This is a genomic window from Neobacillus ginsengisoli (genome assembly GCF_030813055.1).
The window spans coordinates 434,281-455,693 of the sequence record NZ_JAUSTW010000004.1; the positions used below are offsets into that span (position 1 = coordinate 434,281).

20 protein-coding genes and 1 pseudogene are annotated in these 21,413 nt (G+C 39.3%); 4 read left to right on the plus strand and 17 right to left on the minus strand.

What is annotated here, in order from left to right:
- Positions 1 to 31: 31 nt before the first annotated feature.
- Together selB and coaW are read right to left on the minus strand one after the other, a co-directional pair.
- Positions 32 to 1,885, minus strand: coding sequence for a selenocysteine-specific translation elongation factor (gene selB / locus J2S10_RS14500; protein ID WP_370876215.1), 1,854 nt, complete (start codon positions 1,883 to 1,885; stop codon positions 32 to 34).
- Positions 1,886 to 1,982: 97 nt separating this feature from the next.
- Positions 1,983 to 2,780 (minus strand): type II pantothenate kinase, encoded by a 798-nt coding sequence (gene coaW / locus J2S10_RS14505; protein WP_307408953.1) that lies wholly within the window; start codon positions 2,778 to 2,780, stop codon positions 1,983 to 1,985.
- Between the two features lie 301 nt (positions 2,781 to 3,081).
- Between coaW and J2S10_RS14510 the strand changes: the two genes are divergently transcribed.
- On the plus strand, positions 3,082 to 4,386 hold the full coding sequence (locus tag J2S10_RS14510; RefSeq protein ID WP_307408955.1) for an Nramp family divalent metal transporter: 1,305 nt from the start codon (positions 3,082 to 3,084) through the stop codon (positions 4,384 to 4,386).
- Between the two features lie 95 nt (positions 4,387 to 4,481).
- On the opposite strand, the gene J2S10_RS14515 is transcribed toward J2S10_RS14510, so the two are convergent.
- Positions 4,482 to 4,940: a GNAT family N-acetyltransferase gene (locus J2S10_RS14515; RefSeq protein WP_307408957.1), complete on the minus strand. Its 459-nt coding sequence runs from the start codon at positions 4,938 to 4,940 to the stop codon at positions 4,482 to 4,484.
- Between the two features lie 123 nt (positions 4,941 to 5,063).
- Between J2S10_RS14515 and J2S10_RS14520 the strand changes: the two genes are divergently transcribed.
- Positions 5,064 to 5,756 (plus strand): hypothetical protein, encoded by a 693-nt coding sequence (locus tag J2S10_RS14520; RefSeq protein WP_307408960.1) that lies wholly within the window; start codon positions 5,064 to 5,066, stop codon positions 5,754 to 5,756.
- A gap of 201 nt (positions 5,757 to 5,957) precedes the next feature.
- A complete protein-coding gene (locus J2S10_RS14525; protein ID WP_307408962.1) occupies positions 5,958 to 6,299 on the plus strand; it encodes a YqzG/YhdC family protein in 342 nt (113 codons plus the stop codon).
- 36 nt (positions 6,300 to 6,335) lie between these two features.
- Here the strand turns inward: J2S10_RS14525 and J2S10_RS14530 are convergent, their stop codons facing one another.
- The 8 genes and pseudogenes from J2S10_RS14530 to J2S10_RS14565 all read right to left on the minus strand — a co-directional run bounded on the left by J2S10_RS14530 (position 6,336) and on the right by J2S10_RS14565 (position 14,361).
- Positions 6,336 to 6,662 (minus strand): antibiotic biosynthesis monooxygenase family protein, encoded by a 327-nt coding sequence (locus J2S10_RS14530; RefSeq protein ID WP_307408964.1) that lies wholly within the window; start codon positions 6,660 to 6,662, stop codon positions 6,336 to 6,338.
- A 79-nt stretch (positions 6,663 to 6,741) separates the two neighbouring features.
- Complete coding sequence (locus J2S10_RS14535; protein ID WP_307408966.1) at positions 6,742 to 9,879, minus strand: SbcC/MukB-like Walker B domain-containing protein; 3,138 nt, start codon at positions 9,877 to 9,879, stop codon at positions 6,742 to 6,744.
- Positions 9,876 to 11,021 carry an exonuclease SbcCD subunit D gene (locus tag J2S10_RS14540; protein WP_307408968.1) on the minus strand — a complete coding sequence of 382 codons (1,146 nt, stop codon included), beginning with the start codon at positions 11,019 to 11,021 and terminating at the stop codon, positions 9,876 to 9,878. The genes J2S10_RS14535 and J2S10_RS14540 overlap by 4 nt, the downstream gene beginning before the upstream one ends.
- Positions 11,022 to 11,207: 186 nt before the next feature.
- Positions 11,208 to 11,408, minus strand: a complete 201-nt coding sequence (locus tag J2S10_RS14545) for a cold-shock protein (protein WP_007083969.1) — start codon at positions 11,406 to 11,408, stop codon at positions 11,208 to 11,210.
- A 216-nt stretch (positions 11,409 to 11,624) separates the two neighbouring features.
- Positions 11,625 to 11,769, minus strand: a pseudogene (locus J2S10_RS14550) (YvrJ family protein).
- A gap of 83 nt (positions 11,770 to 11,852) precedes the next feature.
- Positions 11,853 to 11,990 (minus strand): DUF2922 domain-containing protein, encoded by a 138-nt coding sequence (locus J2S10_RS14555; protein ID WP_307409260.1) that lies wholly within the window; start codon positions 11,988 to 11,990, stop codon positions 11,853 to 11,855.
- 249 nt (positions 11,991 to 12,239) lie between these two features.
- A complete protein-coding gene (locus tag J2S10_RS14560; protein ID WP_307408970.1) occupies positions 12,240 to 12,596 on the minus strand; it encodes an ArsR/SmtB family transcription factor in 357 nt (118 codons plus the stop codon).
- Between the two features lie 19 nt (positions 12,597 to 12,615).
- Entirely contained in the window at positions 12,616 to 14,361 is a 1,746-nt protein-coding gene (locus J2S10_RS14565) for a SulP family inorganic anion transporter (protein ID WP_307408972.1), read from the minus strand.
- A gap of 343 nt (positions 14,362 to 14,704) precedes the next feature.
- On the opposite strand from J2S10_RS14565, the gene J2S10_RS14570 reads away from it, so the two are divergent.
- The gene (locus tag J2S10_RS14570; protein ID WP_307408974.1) at positions 14,705 to 15,493 is read left to right on the plus strand and encodes a TIGR00266 family protein; all 789 of its coding nucleotides are present in this window, start codon (positions 14,705 to 14,707) and stop codon (positions 15,491 to 15,493) included.
- A 136-nt stretch (positions 15,494 to 15,629) separates the two neighbouring features.
- Here J2S10_RS14570 and J2S10_RS14575 read toward each other — a convergent pair whose 3' ends face one another.
- The 6 genes from J2S10_RS14575 to J2S10_RS14600 form a co-directional block, all read right to left on the minus strand.
- Complete coding sequence (locus tag J2S10_RS14575; RefSeq protein WP_307408976.1) at positions 15,630 to 16,694, minus strand: DUF3900 domain-containing protein; 1,065 nt, start codon at positions 16,692 to 16,694, stop codon at positions 15,630 to 15,632.
- A 100-nt stretch (positions 16,695 to 16,794) separates the two neighbouring features.
- On the minus strand, positions 16,795 to 18,255 hold the full coding sequence (locus J2S10_RS14580; protein ID WP_307408978.1) for a DUF4153 domain-containing protein: 1,461 nt from the start codon (positions 18,253 to 18,255) through the stop codon (positions 16,795 to 16,797).
- 69 nt (positions 18,256 to 18,324) lie between these two features.
- Positions 18,325 to 18,963 (minus strand): HAAS signaling domain-containing protein, encoded by a 639-nt coding sequence (locus J2S10_RS14585; RefSeq protein WP_307408980.1) that lies wholly within the window; start codon positions 18,961 to 18,963, stop codon positions 18,325 to 18,327.
- The gene (locus J2S10_RS14590; RefSeq protein WP_307408982.1) at positions 18,944 to 19,291 is read right to left on the minus strand and encodes a PadR family transcriptional regulator; all 348 of its coding nucleotides are present in this window, start codon (positions 19,289 to 19,291) and stop codon (positions 18,944 to 18,946) included. The genes J2S10_RS14585 and J2S10_RS14590 overlap by 20 nt, the downstream gene beginning before the upstream one ends.
- 114 nt (positions 19,292 to 19,405) lie before the next feature.
- Positions 19,406 to 19,582, minus strand: a complete 177-nt coding sequence (locus J2S10_RS14595; RefSeq protein ID WP_307408984.1) for a hypothetical protein — start codon at positions 19,580 to 19,582, stop codon at positions 19,406 to 19,408.
- Between the two features lie 96 nt (positions 19,583 to 19,678).
- The gene (locus J2S10_RS14600) at positions 19,679 to 21,115 is read right to left on the minus strand and encodes an amino acid permease (RefSeq protein ID WP_307408987.1); all 1,437 of its coding nucleotides are present in this window, start codon (positions 21,113 to 21,115) and stop codon (positions 19,679 to 19,681) included.
- Positions 21,116 to 21,413 lie beyond the last annotated feature (298 nt).

Sequence of the window (21,413 nt, forward strand, 5' to 3'; positions counted from 1 at the left end):
TCAATCCGAGCCGAGGATTGAGGTTTTTCTATTATTGCCAAACCCGTTTATTTTCTAAACGTTTTGTAAGCCCTAATGCATCCAATTGTTCTAAAAACGGAATCATGTATTTTCGTGAGAGGCCGAGGGTTTCTTTAGCTGCTCCCACTTCAAACTCAGCTCCGGTATGACTGCGGAGTTTTTCGATTGCTGCGTTAAATACCTTGCCATGGTAGGCAAACTGTTCGTCTAACAATACAATTAGTTCTTGATCTTTGAGAAAACGTTTTAAGTCGGTCTCCAGATTGCCCGGAATGCCTGCTTCTATAAAATAATCCTTTAAAGACCGGACTTTTAGGCCGTCAGCGTTGATTTTTTCGAGCATATTTTCAGTCCGTTTTTGCCAGCTTTCCGGAACATGGGGAACAAAACCCGCCAAAGAAACAAATTGGTCTTTCCGTTTAAAAATTCTTTTGGTAATTCCATTTTCAAGAACAAATTCAAGCAGTGATTTTGGAAATCTTTTTTGCAATAGTTGTAAAAGCTCTGCTTTGTTAACGCCGATTTTCATTGGGTGAAATTGATGAAATCCTTGTAAGCGGTCATAAATGTCTTCTTCAATTGAATGAATGAGCACCGGAAGTGTATATTCTTTACCATTATAGAAAACAACATCTTCCTCCGTTAGATGCTCTTTTAAGGTAGATTCATCAAGTGCCGTCCGCTTAATCAACTCAACTAACGGCAGACTTTTAGCTTCAATTAAAGCCGCAGTAATCCGTTCCTTTGGTGAACCAGCCTTTTTCTTTTCAAGCTCTTCAATTGTTTGGTCACCAAATCGATACTTATTTCCGCGAGGATCTATTACCCAGCCCCCGCCAATCGTTTTTTGCGGACTTGGGCGCCTTAAAATAAAACGATCGCCTCGTTTCGTGAGGACTTCCTCCTCAAGTCTAAGCTGACAAAGAATTTCATCATTTTCTACTTTAAGCTCATTGCGGTCAAAGAAAACGATACGACCCATTACCTCAGCTGTTCCGATATGGAGCTTTATTGGCATCCGCTGTTTGACTAAGTGATCTAAATCTTCAACAACCCGAACTGCGACATCCAGCGTCTTCGTCACAATGAAATGTTCTGACGAAACAAGAACTTCACCGCGCTCTAAATCCTCTTTTGCGACCCCTGAGAGGTTAATGGCCGCACGCTGTCCCGCAAAGGCTTTTTGTGCAGGACTATGGTGAATCTGTATTTGCCGCGCACGTACCTCGTGGCCTTTTGGCATAATTTTAAGCGTTTGGCCTTCCTCAACTGATCCCTCATAAACAGTTCCTCTAACAACCGTCCCCTGCCCCTTCACTGTAAACACTTGGTCAATCGGCAGACGAAAAGCACCTTTGGCATCACGCATTTCTTGCTCTTTCAGGGTCTTGATAATTAAATTTTTAATTTTATCGATCCCTTTATGTGAAAGGCTGTCAACTAACACAAAGGGGGCATCTTCAAAAACTGTCCCAGTTAACTCTTCTAAAATATCATCTTTGACCAGTTCGATAAATTCTTCGTCCACCCGGTCAATTTTTGATATGGCGATTATGCCGGTTTTTACACCGAGAAATTTAAGGATATCCAAATGTTCTCTTGTTTGCGGCATGACACCTTCATCGGCGGCAACGACTAACACAACCAAGTCAATTCCGGCAACACCGGCAATCATTTGCCGGATAAATCGTTCGTGTCCCGGCACATCAATGACAGAAATTTGAATTTCATGATCTTCATATAAGGGAGCAAATCCGAGTTCAATAGAGATTTGTCGTTCCTTTTCTTCCTTTAACCGGTCAGTATCAACGTTGGTAAGCGCTTTTGTTAATGACGTTTTCCCATGATCGATATGTCCTGCCATTCCTATGGTAAAATATCTTTTTTCCAAGATTGCCACCTACTTTATTGTCTTCCATTTAAATGTAGCTTGAATGGAATAAATGTTCAAGGAAACATTTTTAGACAGAAAAACAAGCACCCGCTGCCCCGCAGAACTCTCCATTTTGTAAAAACCTTGAAGTTAAGCCGAACATACCGGTATATAACTCTAGGTTTTTCTTTAATGACTGATTGCCAACCAGTGTGCTTCCAATATAAATTACATTGTTGATCCGGTGAATAGCTCCTGCCTGCAATGTAAGCAAAACGACAGTCTCGGCAATCATATTCGTAAGTGACGCCATCCGGTCGGAATCCGTATGCTTTACGTTTCTTCCTTTCGCAAAATTGGCTGCGGTTAAATTGCCATCGATTGGCGGTTCTGCCATTTCATAAATATCGCGAACGAGTAAATCAACATTGCCCTTTTCTCCTTCATTCGCAAGGATGGTCAGCTGATGAAAATCCTCTTCCTCCGTTAAGATAGTTCCAAGCCCGGTGAATGTTCCTCCACCTACCCCGCTGCCAAGAATCCGTTCATACGTATCACCGTTGACCACATGCCATGACGTACCGGTGCCGATGTTAACGAGTAAAAAGGGATTTTCAATTTTCTTGTTTTCCTCGAGCAAGAATAACCGTGCACCATCACACGTTGCTTGGAATTCAGGAATGATGACGCCTCTTGGAAAATATTTTTTTTGAATGATATGGGATTTCCCTCCGGTTAACGCAACAGTTACACTAGGGGCAACTAGTTTCAACCAGGAAATAGCAGTGTCCAACTCCTCGATCGAAAACTTTTTATAATGCATCTGATGATTTTCCAGATAAGCTATTTTAATTAATGTACCTCCGGCATCAATTCCCGCTTTCATTCATTCCACTCCTTTCGATAACAACCAGGTTTTCCTTATGTATTTGACAGTCAGCTATTTTTTCCTGCATATCTTTTCATGATTCCTCATGAAAAGAGCGTCGCTCGGCTACCCGATTTGCTCTTTTTATATAAAACCGATTTTATTTTAAAAATAAATATCAACTTTTTTAAGCAAAAATGTACACAAATACTCGGAAATTTAATATAATGAATTTATAAATTTGCATTAAGGAAACATTTATTGACGAACGAACAAAGCTTGCTTATACGAAAGTATTAACAAGAAAGGATGGTGTCTTATGAGCCAAGCGAATTCAATGGCTGTTGAACGGTCTATAGCAGCAGAACACCGGACAGTTTCGGCGGCTAGAGATGCCATTAACGGGAAAGTTAAAGGCATCCGTGCACTACTTCCATTTCTCGGACCTGCATTTATTGCCTCAATTGCTTATATAGATCCAGGAAATTTTGCAACTAACATTCAAAGCGGCGCCCGTTTCGGCTATAAAATGCTTTGGGTGATCGTTTTAGCCAATTTGATGGCAATGCTACTTCAAAACATGTCTGCTAAACTCGGAATTGCAACAGGAAAAAGCCTACCGGAGGTTTGCAGAGATAATATGCCGAAATGGCTTACCATCACAATGTGGGTGGTATCTGAGCTGGCGGCGATGGCAACTGATCTTGCCGAATTTTTAGGGGCTACACTCGCCTTAAATTTACTTGCAGGTATTCCGATGTTGTATGCCACAATCATTACTGGTATCGTTACCTATCTGATTTTAATGTTAGAAAAATACGGATTCCGACCGTTGGAAAAATTTATTGCGGCGTTCGCAGTCCTAATCGGCTTATGTTACTTGGTTGAAACGGTTCTTTCAAAACCAAATCTATCACTTGTCGCTTATCACAGTGTCGTGCCATGGCTTGGAAACAATGAAAGCATTATTCTCGCCGTCGGGGTAATTGGTGCAACTGTAATGCCGCATGCCATCTATCTGCACTCAAGCTTGACGCAAGGACGGATCATTCCACGTAATGATATGGAAAAAATCAAAATTCAAAAATTCAGTACAAAAGAGATTCTGATTGCAATGACGCTCGCCGGATTTGTCAATCTTGCTATGATGTATATGGCAGCATCTGTTTTTAATACATCAGGTCATAGTCAAATCGCAGATATTACATCTGCCTATCATACGCTAACACCACTGCTTGGATCTGCGGCAGCAAGTGTATTCTTGATTTCTTTACTCGCATCAGGAGTTTCAAGCTCAGTGGTTGGAACGATGGCGGGGCAAGTTATTATGCAAGGCTTTGTAGGCTTCACGATTCCATTATGGATTCGCCGTTTAGTAACGATGCTTCCAACTGTTATCATCGTCGCAATGGGTGTCGATCCAACCAGAACACTCGTTATCAGCCAAGTGGTGCTAAGTATCGTGCTACCATTTCCGGTCATTGCGTTAATCTATTTCACGCAAAAGAAAGACTTAATGGGGGTTCTCACAAATAAGCGGATTACAACCCTAACCTCCACCCTATTTGCCATCTTAATACTAGGCTTAAATCTTTGGTTAATTTTCCAAACGTTCTTTGGATAAAATTGGGGCTATTACCACAGTCTTTGATTAAGACTGTGGTATTTTTTTATCATTTGGGTGGAATTTTCTGAGATTTTATCTACAAATTCTCGATTTCAGTTCTTCCTTTCTTTTTCAAAAAGACTAATAAATAAGCCCGGCACGACCTCCACGTTACGAGCTAATCGAAAGCCATTTTTTAAATAAAGCCTCTTGGCAGGAGTATTGTCCTTTCCTGTTGATACTTTTAAAACCGTTATTTCAGGATGAATTTCTTCTAATGCACTCAACAATTTTTGCGCAAATCCCTTGCGAAAATGCTTCGGGTGAACGACCATGCGGCAAATCGCGAGCTCCTTATTTTCAATTTTATAAGCAAGCGCACCGGCAAGATCTTCCCCTTCAAAATAGCCCAGGAAGGTTTCACCGCACTCCTTTAGCTCCTCCAAGGACTCTTTAAGTGGCGGAATATCAAAAAAACGAATCAAATTTGCTTCAACGAGATAGGAGGCCTTCTGTAATTTAAACAATTCTAGAACTAACCTCGTATTTTGAAAATCTATTATTTTAATCAAGATCAAATTTCCCCTTTGATTATTTGAACGACCAATTTTATCCCATTTGAATCAGTTTTTTTCAATAAGAACATAATAAATGCAAATATGAAATGAAGGCTCAGAAGAACTGGAGTTGTTAATTTGAAAAAGTTGCTATCATATATTTTGAGGATACTTTCATTAATTGCCATAGTAATCTTAACAATAGCTTTTTATGTATTAATTGGATTTGTTCAAGAAAAGCTCTTTGCACCTAAAGAATATTTACTATGGATTTTTAAATATCCTGTTTCGAGGTTGGTATTTATATATGAATTGTTTATTGGATTTGGTTTTTTCTACCTTTTTAATAAGGGATTTAGGGAGTCATTTTCAAATAATGTCTTTTTTAAGCGGCATCGAGTATCCTTACTCTCTGCATTTGTACTGTTTAATATAATTCTTTTATACACCATAATCACGGATGTTACAGTTATTACAAATAAAAAAATAATTGACTATTCATTTCTCTCCCCTCAGGGCAAGGAACACAGTTACCATGATGTTGCGGGGATAAACACAGGGGTGTATGGAAAGAAATTTTATGTACCATTTACACATTCCAAAGGTGATTTTTATTACATAATAAAATTAAATGACGGAACTAGGATTGATTTAACTGAAATGGGCGGGGCAAAAAATGATATCGACGAACGTTTTATTATTGAGAAACTTGACATTCAATTTGTAAATATGGGAATTCCAAAAACATCAAGTATGGCTAATTTCAAGTACAGTACCTTAGGTAAAATTTATAACGATAAGATACGAAATATATTACAAAATACCAAGTGATTCCTAACAAAAGCAATCCCATAAGTTCTATGTTTCCCATAAAAAAAATAACCTTTAGGTGAGAATATCACTTTTTCCTTAAAGCTAATTTCCATTCACCAAGAACCTAAAGTTATGTAAAAATTTTATAATGAAAACATTTACTACATAAGTTATTACTTGAAATGAAATGATAATAGCAAAAACAATGAGGGTTATATTGTGAGAAAACTATTGATCAGTTTATCTGTACTAATTCTTCTTTGCTTAAATTGTATAAATCCCGTGATTTTATTTAGCACGGCATATGCCCAACAGAAACCGATCCCTCCATATGCTAAGTGGGGTGCTTTAGCAATGAAGATGACTAAGGAAAAATATCCGAATGCCCGGATCATTGATTACCTTCATATCGGTAGGATAAGCGGACCAAATTCCTCAACAGAGAAATTCAAATTATGGTTAAAAGATAACAGCAAAGAATTCGGTGTATTCGTAAATATTGAATTTAACAACGAGACAGAAAAAGTCATTAAAGTGACTTTTACGGAGACAGCAAAATAAACCTTTTCCCTCATCATAATTTTTAGATAACGTAAATTAAATTTCAAAAAAATTATCTCTTTCAACTTTACAAACTCTAAGAGAGAATTTTTTGTACCATATTCTTTTCCCTTTATCTTGTGCAATTTTATGGGCAGCATTTTCCTTCCATTCCTTTATTGAATCTAAAGAATCCCAATAAGAAACAGTAATTCCTAATCCCTCATCACGGGCAGATTCTACACCTAAAAAACCCTTCTGTTGTGAAGCTAACTCTACCATTTTGTCTGCCATCATCCCGTACCCATTTTCACCGTTTGTTCGCTGTGAAGTAAATATAACGGCATAATAGGGCGGACGAGGAGTTTTTGCTAGACCGCTCATTTTATACATCCTCCCTTTTAGTTCTAGCGCCCGGCGACGTGACGGATTCGCTAAACGGGCGCTTCCGCTTTTCTAAGTCTTAATTCGTAAAAACAAACTCCGTCCTGCTTCCTGTTTGACCGGCAATAACCTCAAGTCTCACATCAATTCGTTCTTTTAGTTCAGGGACGTGTGAGATGATTCCAACTAAACGGCCGCTGCTTTGAATGTCCATTAACGCTTCAATTGCCTGGTCCAGAGATTCAGGATCAAGTGTGCCAAAGCCCTCATCAATGAACATCGTTTCCAAAGATACGCCACCGGCATAATTTTGCACCACATCAGCCAAACCTAAAGCTAGAGACAATGCTGCTTTAAAGCTTTCACCGCCCGATAACGTTTTGACATGACGCTCCTGTCCGGTGTACTGGTCAAAAACGAGGAGCTCCAAACCACTTTGGACATTCCCTTTTGAACGATCAGTTTTTCGAAGAAGTTGGAAGCGACCCGAGGTCATTTTCCTCAAGCGGCCATTCGCTTCACGTAAAATATCGTCCAAAAACGCAGCAAGTACAAAACGTTCAAAAGTAATCCGATACGTATTCTGTCCTCTCGAAATATCATACAGATGGCCGATGAGGTTATATCTTTCTTCGAGCACCTTCATCTGCTCATTCAATCGTTCCACTAGATGATAAATATCTTCATTGTCCCGCTTTTTTACAAAAACATCCGTACGCTCCTGATTTAAGGTCTCAATTTCTGATGCCAGGATACCAAGTAAAGACTTCAATCCATCCACATCAGGCGTTTTCACATCTGCTAAAAGCTCTGTTAACTCTTTCAGGCGGTCCGAAACTGAGCGTAAATCCTCGTGATATTTGCGGATTTCTTTTTCTAGCGAAAGGATTTCCTCTTCCGATTGCTTCGAAGCATGGTACACTCCGTAGTTTTCAAAGCCCTTCTCCGAAAGCTGCTGTTTAAAAACTTCCCGCTCTGTATCAAGTTCACTTTGTTTATCCAAATGGTGTTTCTCAGCATCAATTACTCTAGCTGTTTCCGCTGAAAGCTTTTCTTTTACGGTCTGTATACGTTGCTGAATTTCCTCCAGCTGTTTTACTAAGATTTCATGCTCCCTTTTTGCAGCCGCGTATGCTTTTTCGAATTCTGCTTCCGAACGGAGATTTTCGGGAATCAGATTGATCATTCTCGTCAAATTCGTTTTCTTTTCAGTAAAATGAACCATTAATTCGTTTACTTCACCCATATACAGTTGAGTGGCTTTTTGTACCGCCTCTTTTTCAGTTTCTATTTTCTCTAATTGGAGTTTAACGGTATCAAGCTGTTTATTTTGTTCCAAAAGTTTTCGTTGCCATTGCACAAGATGATTTCTTGCTGTTAACACCTCTGATTTCACATCACCCAATTCGGTTACACTAAAATCTTCGCGCTGAATGCGAATTTCATTTAATACTTCAACCATCACTTCCCTCTGCCTTTTCTCAGCAGATTGGCCATCGTAATAAGCGGATTCGGTTTTGGACTTTTCTTTTTCCAACTGTTCAAGTTGATTCTTAGCGGCTTTCAAGTCCTCCTCATTCGGAATCGCACCTTCATTAAATGGCGCCGGAGAAGGATGGTGCTCGGAACCGCAAACCGGGCAAGCCGCTCCCGTTTCAAGCCTTGCTGCAAGAAGTGCTGCTTGACCATGAAGCCATTTCTTTTCCAGGTTTTCATTTATCGCTTTCGCATCCAAGTATCTTGCAACCGTAGATTCGTAGCGACCTTTAATTAAATTAAGGTTTTGCTCAGCTTTTTGATGCTGCTCAAGCAATGATTCCAATTTTTGAAAACGATCATACTCAACCTGAAGTTTTTCCACTTGTCGCTCATTTTCTAAGAAGGTTAACTGACCCTGTTCAATTTCCGCCTTTTGTTGAAAAAGAATTTTTTGTTTTTCTTCCATTAATAGTTGATTTTTTTCGGCAGAGCGATGTTTTTCCCTTGCACAATTAAGGGTAGATTCAACAGTTGCAGTTGCTTTTACCAGTGCTGCAAATGAATAGACATCTTCTTTCATATTGGAAAGACGATTGATACGCTCGAGAGCAGCTTCACGTTCTCCTTCTCGCTCAAGTTCTCTTTGCAGCTGCTGCTGAAGCTGCCTCAAAAGTCCGTCCAATTTTTCGATTTCCGCTTTGATTGCCGTAACATTTGCTTGTAATTGGTCAACTTCCCGCTTTAAGCGGTGGCAGAGCTCCTCCTGTTTTGCGAGGAGGGCAGCTTTTTGAGCCATTTGCACCTGCTTTTCTTTTTCCGAAAACAAATCCTTCTCTCGATCAAGCCCGGCTTTTTGCAGCTTCAGCTCTTCTTTTAATTGAAGCTGCTTGAGGATTGCCTCGGCCTCAAAAAGCTGCCCTTTCAGTCGATCCTGCTCTCGTTCCTTTTCTTTTATTTGGCTGTTCAAATGGTCAAGTAATTCTGACATGCCGGCTATTTCAGCTTTTAATAACGGCATGACAATTGTATCATTGACGCTGCCGGCATCGAGGTAACCCGCAAGTTCTTCGTTCGTCATCGTCTGTATTCGGCGAATCGCTTCACTTCTCGCTTGCACTTGATCCTCAACTGATTTTTTCAACTCTGATGCTTCTGCCTTCAGTTTATCTTCTACAAATTTATAGATTTGTGTATGGAACAGTCGCTGCAAAATGACTTCCTTATCTTTGCTATCAGACGTTAATAGCTTGCGGAATTCACCCTGCGGAATCATTAAGATTTGTCGGAATTGATTGCTGTCGATGAGCATGATTTCTTTAATTTTTTCCTCAACTTCGTTGACCTTAGAGGCAATCAGTTTTTTTTCACCATTTTCATCCCATATATATAATTCTGCTTTAGCACCAATTTGGGTATAACCCTCACCTTTTTCTTTCCTTTTTTGTTGCTGTGGTGACCTTGTGATGGAATAAACTTTATTTCGAAGTGAAAAATCAAGCGAAACCTCTGTTAACAATTCTTCCTTGGCAAATTGGCTTCGGAGTTCGGGACCATTCCGATCCTCACCGCTCGCTTTTCCGTATATCGCGTAGCTGATGGCGTCGAAAATCGTGGTCTTTCCAGAGCCTGTTTTTCCGGAAATCACAAACATCGTGCGGTTTCCAAGGTTAGAGAAGTCAATCGTCTCACTTCCTGCATAAGGTCCGAATGCTTGCATCGTTAATTTTAACGGCTTCATTTAATCCCCTCCTCATTCAGCACTTTTTCGATCACAGTAACCATCGCATCCTTTTTCTCAGCGTTGAATTCCGAGGTAGTCATTTCTGTGTAAAATTGTTCAAACAGCTCAATTTCCGATTTTTTCTCACTTTGGGAAGCATTAAAGGACTGCTTTTTCTTCATGTCGTTGATATCGATTTTCCGTTCAAGGTGAAGAACATTCGGATATACCTGGCGCAGCTTATTGATGGGATCGATTAATGCTCCTTCATCAAGCAAGGTAATTTTCAAATAATCATGCAATCTTTCTTTTTCATAAAAAGTTGGGTCAAGTAATTCTTGAAGATGTCCTTCTAACTCACGCATATCATGAGTCGGGGTAAGTGATCGGTACCGATGCGTAAACTGACCTTTCTGATCCATTTCAATGATGGAGATGGATTTTTTTTGCTTTGCTTCGGAAAAAGAATATTTTAAAAGCGAACCGGAGTATTTTACCTTTTCATGGTTAATGGCATCAGGGCTATGCAAGTGACCGAGCGCTGTATAAGAAAAAGGTTCAAACAGCTCGGCACCGACGCATCCGGAACCCCCAACCGATAGTATTCGTTCAGAATCTGAAGTTTGCCCACCCAGTACAAAGGCATGTCCAACCAAAACGTTCGGCTCATTTGGTTTTAACGTTTCTTCCATTTTCCCAATTAATGCTTTCATTGCATCCTGATGGGAATGAATCGAGTCATCCCCTAGCAGTTGACGAACAATCCCCGGTTCCGCATACGGTACAAGATAAAAATTGACTCCGTTAATCTGTACGGGCTTGAAGCTATTATCAAGCTTCCCTGAAAGATAGAATTGGCTGTGTTTATACCACGAGCTGCCGAAAGAAAGCCGTTCGGCACTATCATGGTTTCCCGCGATGGCAACAATCGGCGTTTTCAACTCAATATTAATTCTAAACAGAATTTCATCTAACAACTCAACGGCATCCGTTGGCGGTACAGAACGGTCATAAAGGTCCCCTGCAATTACAACTGCATCCGGCTGTTCTTCAGCAACAATGGAAACAAATTGCTCAAGCGCTTCCCGCTGATTCTCCGTCATATAGACACCATGAACTAATTTGCCTAAGTGCCAATCTGCTGTATGGATAAACTTCATATTCTTCACCTCTTCATTTATAAACTTTCGTTTTACAATAATACTATTATAGCAAAATACTATTGATTAAGGCCTTGGAAAACCAAGAAATTACAGGGAGTATAAATGAATTTATTCCAGTTGGAGGATTAGACAACAAAAAACAGCCCGGCAATTAACCGGACTGTTATCATTAGTTTCGTCAAATTACTTTTTAGTTACGTTAGCAGCTTGTGGTCCACGAGCTCCTTCAACTACTTCGAAAGATACTTCTTGACCTTCTTCTAAAGTTTTGAAACCTTCTGTTTGGATAGCAGAATAATGAACGAATACGTCGTTTCCATCTTCAGCTTCGATAAATCCGAAACCTTTTTCTGAGTTAAACCATTTAACTTTACCGTTTTTCATGTAAAAAAATCCTCCTATTGGCTTGACCATAAGCCATGTGTAAAATTCACCAAATCACAACGTAGATAGCTTTACTTTCATTTCCTCATCCAAACTTCGGTTAAAACTTTGAACAAAGCGTGTAACATAAATCTAATCTCGTGCAACGGCTGCTTAAAATTTAACATTTATTATCTATTCTGTCAAGAAAGCCAAGACGACAGAAAACGACAAAATTCATGTTCTTTCCCTCATTCGCTCGGGCATATTCTGTATCGATTGAACCACCATATCAAGCTTTGTTTCAATCCGATAAAGCAAGTAAAAGGACACAACAATTGGGGAATCCTACCTGGCTGATGAGAGGTATGAGCTCATCCACGGATCTATCTACTTTTCAGCTGTAATAAATTCCTATAAAAAGAAAGACCGGCTTCAAGGTGAACCCGGTCTTCCCTCTATTTATTAAGCAAGTTCATAATCTGTTATATTACGCACTACGATTCTAGCACCTTGAGGGGAGACTAAATTGCCATTTGCTGTATTAATTATTCCCGATGCGATAATTTCTGCCATCGATTGCTTGACAACCGCTTCATCCACTGGTTCTTTTGGATTAACAACAGTCAAGCGGGCAGTTTTCCAAAAAGGACATGGCAGTTAAAAATCTTTTTTACCATTCAGCAGAAAATAATTACCCCCATTTATCCGGGCTTGTCTTATTTTGTAGAAAAATTTAGGGGTAAATTTTTAAAAAATCCGAAAAAGAATTGGTACTAACAAACCAGAAAAAATGGAGCATTGGTATTGCCAAAGTACAGCAATAAAACGGAAAAGAAAAAGCCGAAGACATTAATTCTTCGACAGAGTAGTTATTTCATCTTCTTCATCTTTAAACTTATCCAATATCGTTATCGTATCTACAAGATGATTATTAAAGATTTGCCGAGCAACGGCTAAAAGTCCAATAATCATAGGATCTTTAAGTGTGTAAACGACTTTATTCCCATCCTTTGTGCCGGAAACGATATTCTTAGCACGTAACACCGTTAGTTGCTGCGAAACGGCAGATCCTTCACTACCAACGAGGGTTTGAATTTCATTTACATTTTTATCTCCTTCTGCTAATAGTTCCAGAATACGGATTCTCAAAGGATGTGCAAGAGCTTTGAAAAATTCCGCTTTAAATTGCTGTATTTCAAGATTCAATTTGGCCTCTCCTTTACTGTTAAAAAGTAGGCGAAAGCTTCTGTTGTTTATCCGCCGTCTCCGAAACAGAAAGCTTTTGACATTCTCTAAAAGCAAAATGTTTGCACCCCAGGCATTTATTATTATCCAGTTGGGAAAGCGCATATTGAATTGCTTCGCCTGTGTGTTCAAAAAAATGTTCATCGCCGATAATTTGATATAAGCCTGTTTTTTTCAAAACATTTTCCGGTTGTACATTAAGTCCCGATATGATTACTATACCATTTTTCGAAAAATGTCGTACAATACTTGCTAAATTAGCTTCACCTGTTGTGTCCATTAAAGGAACCTTACTCATACGCAATAACAGAATCTTAGGCCGATAGTTAATGGTATTCATAATGGTTTTCTCAAAGGTTTGCGCGGCTCCGAAAAACAATGGACCTTCAACATTATAAATACTTATTTGCGGGCAATCATGGGTGTCCGTCACCATTTGGGTTTCCACTTTTTCATGTTTATGACTCCTATTAGGCAAGGCCTTCGCCGTCACCATGACGTCACTCATCCGTTTAGTAAATAGAATGGCCGACATTACTAAACCGACTTCAACAGCTGTTGTTAAATTCACAAACACCGTTAATAAGAACGTTACCAATAGTACAAGAGAATCCGTCGATTTTGTTTTTAAAATATGGGAAAATACTTTTCTTTCACTCATATTCCAGGCAACCACCATTAAGATCGGTGCCATACTTGCGAGCGGTATATACGATGCATATGGAGCAAAAAACAGTAAAACAAGCAGGACCACAATGCCGTGAATAATTCCCGAAAAGGGAGAAACAGCACCATTTTTAATATTCGTCGCTGTCCGGGCAATCGCACCTGTTGCCGGAATCCCGCCAAATAATGGGGTAACCATATTGGCGATCCCCTGTCCGATTAGTTCTCTGTTACTATTATGGCGGCTATTCGTCATCCCATCTGCCACCACTGCGGAAAGAAGCGATTCTATCCCGCCAAGCATGGCTATGACGAATGCCGGTCTCAACAACTTAACAATCACATCAAAATTTACATTTGGTATACGTAGTTGAGGCAACGAGCTCGATATTTGCCCATAGCTGGTTCCGATTGTCGCCACATGAGTTGGGTAAAAAAATGTGGCAATGAGTGACGATATCACTAAACCAATTAATGGGCCGGGTACTCTCGGTGCCACTTTAGGAGTCAGGATGACCGTCACTAAACAAATTACAGCCGTTAATAGGCTAAAAATATTTACTGAACCAAGATGTACGAAGATTTCTTTAAGGTTTAAAATGAACTCCTCATGCTTTTTTAAACCTTCCAATCCTAAGAAACTAGCCATTTGACCTGCGAAAATTGTGATTGCAATTCCCGTGGTAAAGCCAATTGTAACAGGTCTGGGAATATACTTAATCAAAGAGCCTAAGTTAAAAATTCCCATCAACAAAAGCATAACACCTGCTAAAAATCCTGCTATAAGGAGGTTTTCATAGCCGTATGTCATCACAATTCCAAACAAAATTGGGATAAATGCCCCTGTAGGACCCCCAATTTGATATTTCGACCCGCCGCATAGAGAGATAAGAATTCCTGCAACAATGGTTGTGTAAATCCCATACTCAGGTTTAACCCCTGAAGCAATTGCGAATGCCATCCCAAGCGGAATCGCGATAACACCAACAATCAATCCTGAAAGCAGATCCTTTTGTACGTTTTTTACAGAATAATGATGAAATCTCTGGTCAATAAGCATATGAACCCTTCTCACTTTATATTTTTGTATATCTGATTATTTGAATATAGAATAATAGCAATTAATAATCAATACTTTTCTTCAAAAAAATTCACTTGTTTCATATTATATAAAGTGATATAATAATTGAGCGATGAGCTGAGTTGTGTAAGCCGAGAAACATTCCTTTTTGGAACGCACTATGTGGAGTGTGGTTTCTCGCCTCAATACGCAAAGAGACGCCTGTGTATACAGGCGTCTCTTTTTTTGTAATCTTTTCCAATTAGTATTAGCACTTTTCATTCGAATCTTTTAAAATGAAGGTAGAGAGACATTGATTTTAAACATATGGAGGGGACCCGTGATGAATAACCACGATATCGATTATAAAATCTATGGCGATGATATGCAGTTCGTTGAGATTGAGCTTGATCCTCAGGAAACAGTAGTAGCTGAAGCAGGCGGCTTTATGATGATGGAAGATGACATACATATGGAAACCATTTTTGGTGATGGATCCGGCGGAGGCGGCGGTCTGATGGGCAAACTGTTCAGTGCCGGTAAGCGCGTTCTTACAGGAGAAAGCTTGTTCATGACCACCTTTACCAATCAAGGTGTTGGTAAGAAGCGGGTTTCTTTTGCAGCTCCATATCCAGGGAAAATCATTCCGTTGGATTTAAGCGAATTAGGCGGTAAAATCATCTGTCAAAAGGATGCCTTCCTTGCTGCAGCCAAAGGCGTTTCGATCGGAATTGAATTCCAAAGGAAAATCGGTGCCGGTTTCTTCGGCGGTGAGGGATTCATCATGCAAAAACTTGAAGGCGATGGCCTCACTTTTGTTCATGCGGGTGGTACCATTACAAAAAAAGAACTTCTTCCCGGACAAAAGCTACGAGTGGATACAGGCTGTCTTGTTGCCATGACTAGTAATGTCAGTTACGATATTGAATTTGTAAAAGGAATAAAAACGGCAATGTTCGGCGGCGAGGGCTTATTTTTTGCTACATTAAGGGGCCCTGGAACTGTCTGGATTCAATCACTCCCATTTAGCCGACTAGCAAGCCGGGTATTTGCCGCTGCACCATCTCGCGGAGGAGCAAAGGATGAAGGCAGTATTGCTAAAGGGATATTTGATATGTTAAGCGGGGATTGATAGGTTGGCCGTTTTCGGTTAAGGCTAATTATAGCAAGCGGGATCATTGTGATCCGGCTTTTTTTAATTGGCTATTTTCGTAAACATTCCCCCTGATAAATCAGTAAAACCGGGCTAAGCCCGGTTTATCCTTACCTTATCCATGTTTCCTGCGAATTTTTTCAATCACATTCTCAACATCATCTGGCCGTAAAAATTCAATCGGTGAAAATCCTTTTTCAAAAACAACTGAATCTGCTTCCACCATTAATAGATACTTTCCATTTACCTTCGCCAAATGAATAGTATCGCCAAAATCAGCAAGCAGCCCTTTTACTGAAACATGGTCCAACTTCATTTTCAATTCCAGCTCCGGGGTGTGCTCGATAATTTGTGCCGCGGCTTCGATAACTTGCTCGGTTTCAAAATGTTCCTGAAGCTCCCGTTTTTCGCTTGCAGCCCAAATCTCCATTGCTCCCTCAAATTGCTGCCGTTCTTCACTCTCCGGCTCAAATACTTCCTCCACATGACCTCTGACCATCTCTAGTACCTGCGTTTTTACAATTTCAGGCATCGATTGCGCATATTCCACATACTTGAGGAAATCCTCAAAATAACGGGCATGTGAGGACTGATTAATTTTCAATTCATTTTCCTCTAAAATCCCTTCTTCCGGCATATAAGGATATTGAATCGATTTCATATTTTTTGTCGTTATTGCCATTTCCACGTGCCGAATGAGAGTTGACTCATCTGAAATGGATGCCACCTTCGGCTCAAAATCACATTTTAAAATAAACACAAACGGATCATCAAAATAGCGGGCTAGCTTTGCTGTTGCTACTAAAAAAACCCCGCCACGTACCGCACTTGTGTTTAAATAAGTATTCACAAACTTTTCAGCCTCTTCTTGAAAGGCTCCCTTGGATTCTGCAAAACGGGTACGATAAAAGAGATTAAAATTCGGGTTCGATGTTAAATCATGCCCTTCTTCTACAACAAAATAACCGATTTTAGTCGGAACTTCTTCTGCCTTCGGATGTCGTTCTACCTTTCTTTTAACAATCTTGGCAAATTCACCGTCAAGAAATTCCTTCAAAGGACTATTTTCATATTCCACTTCATCCATTGTTTGAAAATGTTTGTAGTGTTTATCCGCCTGTTCGCCTTTACCCTCCACTTGGATCACAAAAAAAGATAAGTATTGTATTTGAAAATCCATCACATTCACCTTGTTTCTATAAATAGATTTCACAAGTATAAATGAAAATGCGTCGATTAGCGAGCCCCTATAGGGCGAAGACAGATGCGCAGTTAAATAGTTAAAAATCTAACTTCCTTAATTTTTCATATGCCTGGGCTTTTTTCCAATTGTAAGACTGCCACGGTCGGTAGACCTTCAATGCTTCCTCTTTCCGTAATAGTAAAATCCCTTTCAAATCCATTACATGCGGATTTTTTTCATATAGGTCTATTAATCCAAGGACACCTGAATAAGACAAATTATTAAGGTAATGAAGATCAATTTTTCCACTTGTCTCAAATCGGTTTATATTTTCTTTCACAACTATTTTGTCCAAGTCAATTACTGTAATAGCCGAGTAATAAATTAATGATGCAATAAAATAAAAATGGAAAAGTGACAGCTTTTCAACCCAAATTTTCACCAAGGTGTACGCAAAGATAATACAAAGAAAAATCATAAACGAATGAACAAGTACCCTTAGGAATGTAAATCCATAGGCTTCCTCATACATGCCCATACGCAAAAATGCCGAGAAGAGCATAATGGCACTTGAAAGGACCAGGATGGTCAACATAAATTGCGTTAATCGCTTTAAAACACCGGTTACACGTTCAACAAAAGTTAATACCAAAACAGTAATCGATAAATTGATTAACGTAACAAACAAAAGCTCAAAAAATCCTTTTCTTGCATATTGAGCATAGGTAAAATCCCCTTGCAATGTACCGCTAAAGAAATATTTGAATTGTACTATCGTAAATAAGATATACACCGCATTAATAATGACAAGAACAGTTAAGGAAATAATCGAATCAATTTGCGGGATATTAAAATTGATATTCGTTTGATTGGCCTTTAACTGTTTATGCAGTAGTGTCTGCATAAAACCGAAAAAAGCAAAAGTATAGATTAAAATGATAATTATTCTAAAAACACTTACAGCATTAATCACACGGAACCATTGCGGAATTCCGCCAATTAATCGGTCAAATTGACTGTCTGCAGACATGAGCAAATTAAGTACAACCGCAAGGACAGGAACGGAAATCAAAATTCCGATGAATATTTTTTTCCATAGCAGGGACTTATTTTGATCCACCCCCTGATTGAATATTTTTCCAAAAATCATAGTGAAGGCTGCATTATATTTCACCGAATCTACCAGCCTTGAGAGCAAATAAGAAAGAAAAACCGGGCGATTCCACTGCCAGCTTTTTGGACTCGTTACCAAAACAAGGTGGAAAATAACCAACCCTGGAATCACTAGTAAATTTAGGACGTAAAATAGCTGACTATTATTAATAAAATAACCGGCTGAAAGGAGCCAAATACACATTAATACTAGGTACCCTAATCTTTGATGTGAAAAAGGATAATGACGATATCTCCAAAAAAACACAGAATAAAATGCAGCAATAAATATGAAATATGAAATTCCAATTTCACCGCCGAAGAAAAAAGCTTCCTCGGCTAAAATCCCGAGAAGTAAACATAAGAGTAAAAAGAGCCAATCTGATTTACCAATTTTCGTTTCCATCTTCATCCCTCTTTTGCACAGATTTTCTATATACATAGTTTTACTAGGTAAAAAAGCAAAAAAAACTGCTTATATCGAAGCTTTTTTCCCCCACCGATATCCAAGCAAACTTACGGGATATAGAATGATGGTAAAAATGATACAAGCGATTATAAACTGCTTTGTTAATAATGGTTCAAACCATTCGTGTGGAATGATCCGAAAAACCGTTAAGACCATTAACAGGATATTAGGTATCAGCGAAAGTAGGAAGGTCTTTTTTAAAAGCCTTCTGCCACTATGACCAAAACCTTTGCCAATTTCATATCCAAGTAAAGCCCAGAAGAACATATATAAAATGGCAATTATGGTTGGAATGGCTGTTAAGTGACCCCAGATCGCCGATAACCAATCCCATTGATAAAGATTATGTGCCAAGGTTAGCAGGCTGCCTCCACCAAAAAAGAGGATATTGAGGAGGATAAACAGCCATTTCATATTACTGGGAGTAACCGATAATTCTTCCCGCCACAATTCAGCGATTTCTTCCGGACTGCCAAGTCTGGAGATGATGAGTTCCATAAGGTCATCCTCATGTTGACAATCAAAGGATTCAATCAGGATTTCATCAATATGCGTCTCATATTCAGCTATAATATTCTCTTTATCTTGGTGGCTTCCAAGTCCTTTAGCCAGTCGTTCAAGAAACCTATTCTTTGGCCGTTCCATGCTTCGATCTCCCTATCACCTTGTTCATAACTTGAACAAAATCCTGCCACTCACTCACTTTTTCGTCCAACAATTCTTTCCCGGCATGCGTAATTCGATAATACTTACGTGCAGGGCCTTTTTCCTGCTCCTGCCAATAACATTCAATGTACTCCTGCTTTTCCAGCTTGTGGAGTGCAGGGTACAAAGTCCCCTCTTTAACGCTTAAGCCATTATCACTCCGTTTTTCTAACTCTTTTACCAACTCATAGCCGTACATATCTTTTTCGGTTAATAATTGAAGCAGAATCAGGGACGTACTGCCTTTGACCAATTCGCGATTAAACATTTTATCACCTACCTAGTTTTATTAGGTATATAGAAAGTCTACACCATTTAATTTCCATTGTAAACTATTAGCAAAAAAATAGTGACGATTTTCTTTCGTCACCGGGAAATAACACTATTTATTTTTCGAATCATTCCGTTGCCGCTGAATAGAACGATCACGTTCTCCGCCATCTGCCAGTTCTTCTGAAAATTCATGGTTGGCCTTCTTTCCTATTAACATTTCAGAGGATCTGATTGTACTCGAAGGTAAATTATTATTTGGCGCTGCCTGCTCATTCCATTTTCCCATTAAGATCAACTCCTTAAGATTTCTTACTGTTATTGTTTCCTTTCAAATTTCTATAAATGCAAAAAAACGCCTGGAAACCCAAGCGTTATTTAGAAACTAAATGATCATTTTCTTATTAGATTGTAATTGCAGTTCTTGTTCATTGTCTCCATCCTGCTCACGATTCTTTTTGATTCTGAAATGATAAATTAAGTAGCAGGCAACAACAAATGGTACTCCGCAATATAGGGCAATCCGTTGATCAGGGTCAAAGGCTAAACTTAAAAGAACGATACAGTTTAACGTTAATCCTAAAATCGGCAGGAATGGGAATAGCGGAGTTTTAAATTTAAGTTCCGATACCTTTCCTCCTTCACGGATGAATTTCCGACGGAAGGCGATTTGCGATGCCGTAATTGAAATCCACCCTACTTGAGCACCTAATCCCGCAACTGAAATCAGCCATACAAAAACGGTTTTAGCAGCTACAACACTTGATAATAGTGATAATAAAGCAATTCCGATTGTTAAAACAAGGGCATTTAACGGAACCCCACTTTTTGTAACCTTCGTTAACATTGGACTGGCCATTTTCTCTTTAGACATTGCGTATAACATCCGGGTTGCTGCATAAAGCCCGGAGTTTGCGACGGAAAGTAACGCAGTTAGGACTACAAAGTTCATAATATCAGCTGCGTAAGGAATTCCGATATTATCAAATACAACAACAAACGGACTTTCAATTACTCCTGCTTTCGACATTGGAATTAAGCCGGATAAAACAAAGATTGCTAAAACAAAGAAGAAAAGGGTACGCCAAACCGTTTGGCGGATTGATTTTGGAATTGTCTTTTCAGGATCCTCACTTTCACCGGCAGCAATCCCGATTAACTCAGTACCTTGGAACGAAAAGTTAACCGTAATCATTGTCATCAATAACGCGGTAATTCCGTTTGGTAAAAGACCGTGTGCTGTAAAATTTGAGAAAAACGGTGCTGCTTGTCCACCTTTCATATGGATCATTCCAAACATGGCAGCTCCGCCTAGTAAAATGAATGCTAAGATTGCGAAAATTTTAATACTGGAAAACCAAAATTCTGTTTCTCCAAAAGCTCGAGCTGAAAGTGCATTCAGCGAAAACAAGACGGCTGCAAAAATCAGACACCAGATCCAAACAGGTGAATGCGGAAACCATCTTTGCATTGACTGGCCTGCAGACAAGAGCTCCAATGCAACCGTTACGGCCCAACCTAACCAATAAAGCCATCCAAGGGCAAATCCGGTTCCGGGACCAATAAATTTGGTTGTATACGTTTGGAAAGAGCCGGAAATTGGCATGGCTACGGACAATTCCCCGAGACAAAGCATTGTTAAAAACATGATAAAGCCGCCAACAATATAGGAAAGAATTGCTCCAGCCGGTCCCGCCTGGTGAATGGTGTAACCAGAACCTAAAAATAGGCCAGATCCAATTACCCCTCCAAGTGAAATCATAAATAAATGCCTAGTCTTCATCGTTCTTTGTAATTCATTGTTATTCCCAGGTAACTGCATTTAATTTCCCCCTTCATACCCCTTTGAATTGAAGACGCTTCCAAAAAGATGAAATAATACTATTATGATAATTTTTTTGCTAAAAGGTACAGTTTATACTGATAATAGCAAAAAGAAGAACTAAATGGTATACCAAATAATGGCGTCAGTCAATACTTCATAAATTATCATTATTTTCACTAATTTTATATGCAATTTCCATGCCAAAGTGCAAATGCCTATTTGTGAACATTTTTTGAATTTTTACTGCCAAAATTTTTTGCGCAATAATAAAAAATTTTGCAGGTGTTGTGCAAAA

Coding starts and splice junctions, on each gene's coding strand:
- selB (WP_370876215.1), bottom strand. CDS start 1,885: ATGGCAGGACATATCGATCATGGGAAAACGTCATTAACAAAAGCGCTT.
- coaW (WP_307408953.1), bottom strand. CDS start 2,780: ATGAAAGCGGGAATTGATGCCGGAGGTACATTAATTAAAATAGCTTAT.
- J2S10_RS14510 (WP_307408955.1), top strand. CDS start 3,082: ATGAGCCAAGCGAATTCAATGGCTGTTGAACGGTCTATAGCAGCAGAA.
- J2S10_RS14530 (WP_307408964.1), bottom strand. CDS start 6,662: ATGAGCGGTCTAGCAAAAACTCCTCGTCCGCCCTATTATGCCGTTATA.
- J2S10_RS14535 (WP_307408966.1), bottom strand. CDS start 9,879: ATGAAGCCGTTAAAATTAACGATGCAAGCATTCGGACCTTATGCAGGA.
- J2S10_RS14540 (WP_307408968.1), bottom strand. CDS start 11,021: ATGAAGTTTATCCATACAGCAGATTGGCACTTAGGCAAATTAGTTCAT.
- J2S10_RS14545 (WP_007083969.1), bottom strand. CDS start 11,408: ATGAAAAACGGTAAAGTTAAATGGTTTAACTCAGAAAAAGGTTTCGGA.
- J2S10_RS14565 (WP_307408972.1), bottom strand. CDS start 14,361: ATGCTTATTGACCAGAGATTTCATCATTATTCTGTAAAAAACGTACAA.
- J2S10_RS14570 (WP_307408974.1), top strand. CDS start 14,705: ATGAATAACCACGATATCGATTATAAAATCTATGGCGATGATATGCAG.
- J2S10_RS14575 (WP_307408976.1), bottom strand. CDS start 16,694: ATGGATTTTCAAATACAATACTTATCTTTTTTTGTGATCCAAGTGGAG.
- J2S10_RS14580 (WP_307408978.1), bottom strand. CDS start 18,255: ATGGAAACGAAAATTGGTAAATCAGATTGGCTCTTTTTACTCTTATGT.
- J2S10_RS14585 (WP_307408980.1), bottom strand. CDS start 18,963: ATGGAACGGCCAAAGAATAGGTTTCTTGAACGACTGGCTAAAGGACTT.
- J2S10_RS14590 (WP_307408982.1), bottom strand. CDS start 19,291: ATGTTTAATCGCGAATTGGTCAAAGGCAGTACGTCCCTGATTCTGCTT.
- J2S10_RS14595 (WP_307408984.1), bottom strand. CDS start 19,582: ATGGGAAAATGGAATGAGCAGGCAGCGCCAAATAATAATTTACCTTCG.
- J2S10_RS14600 (WP_307408987.1), bottom strand. CDS start 21,115: ATGCAGTTACCTGGGAATAACAATGAATTACAAAGAACGATGAAGACT.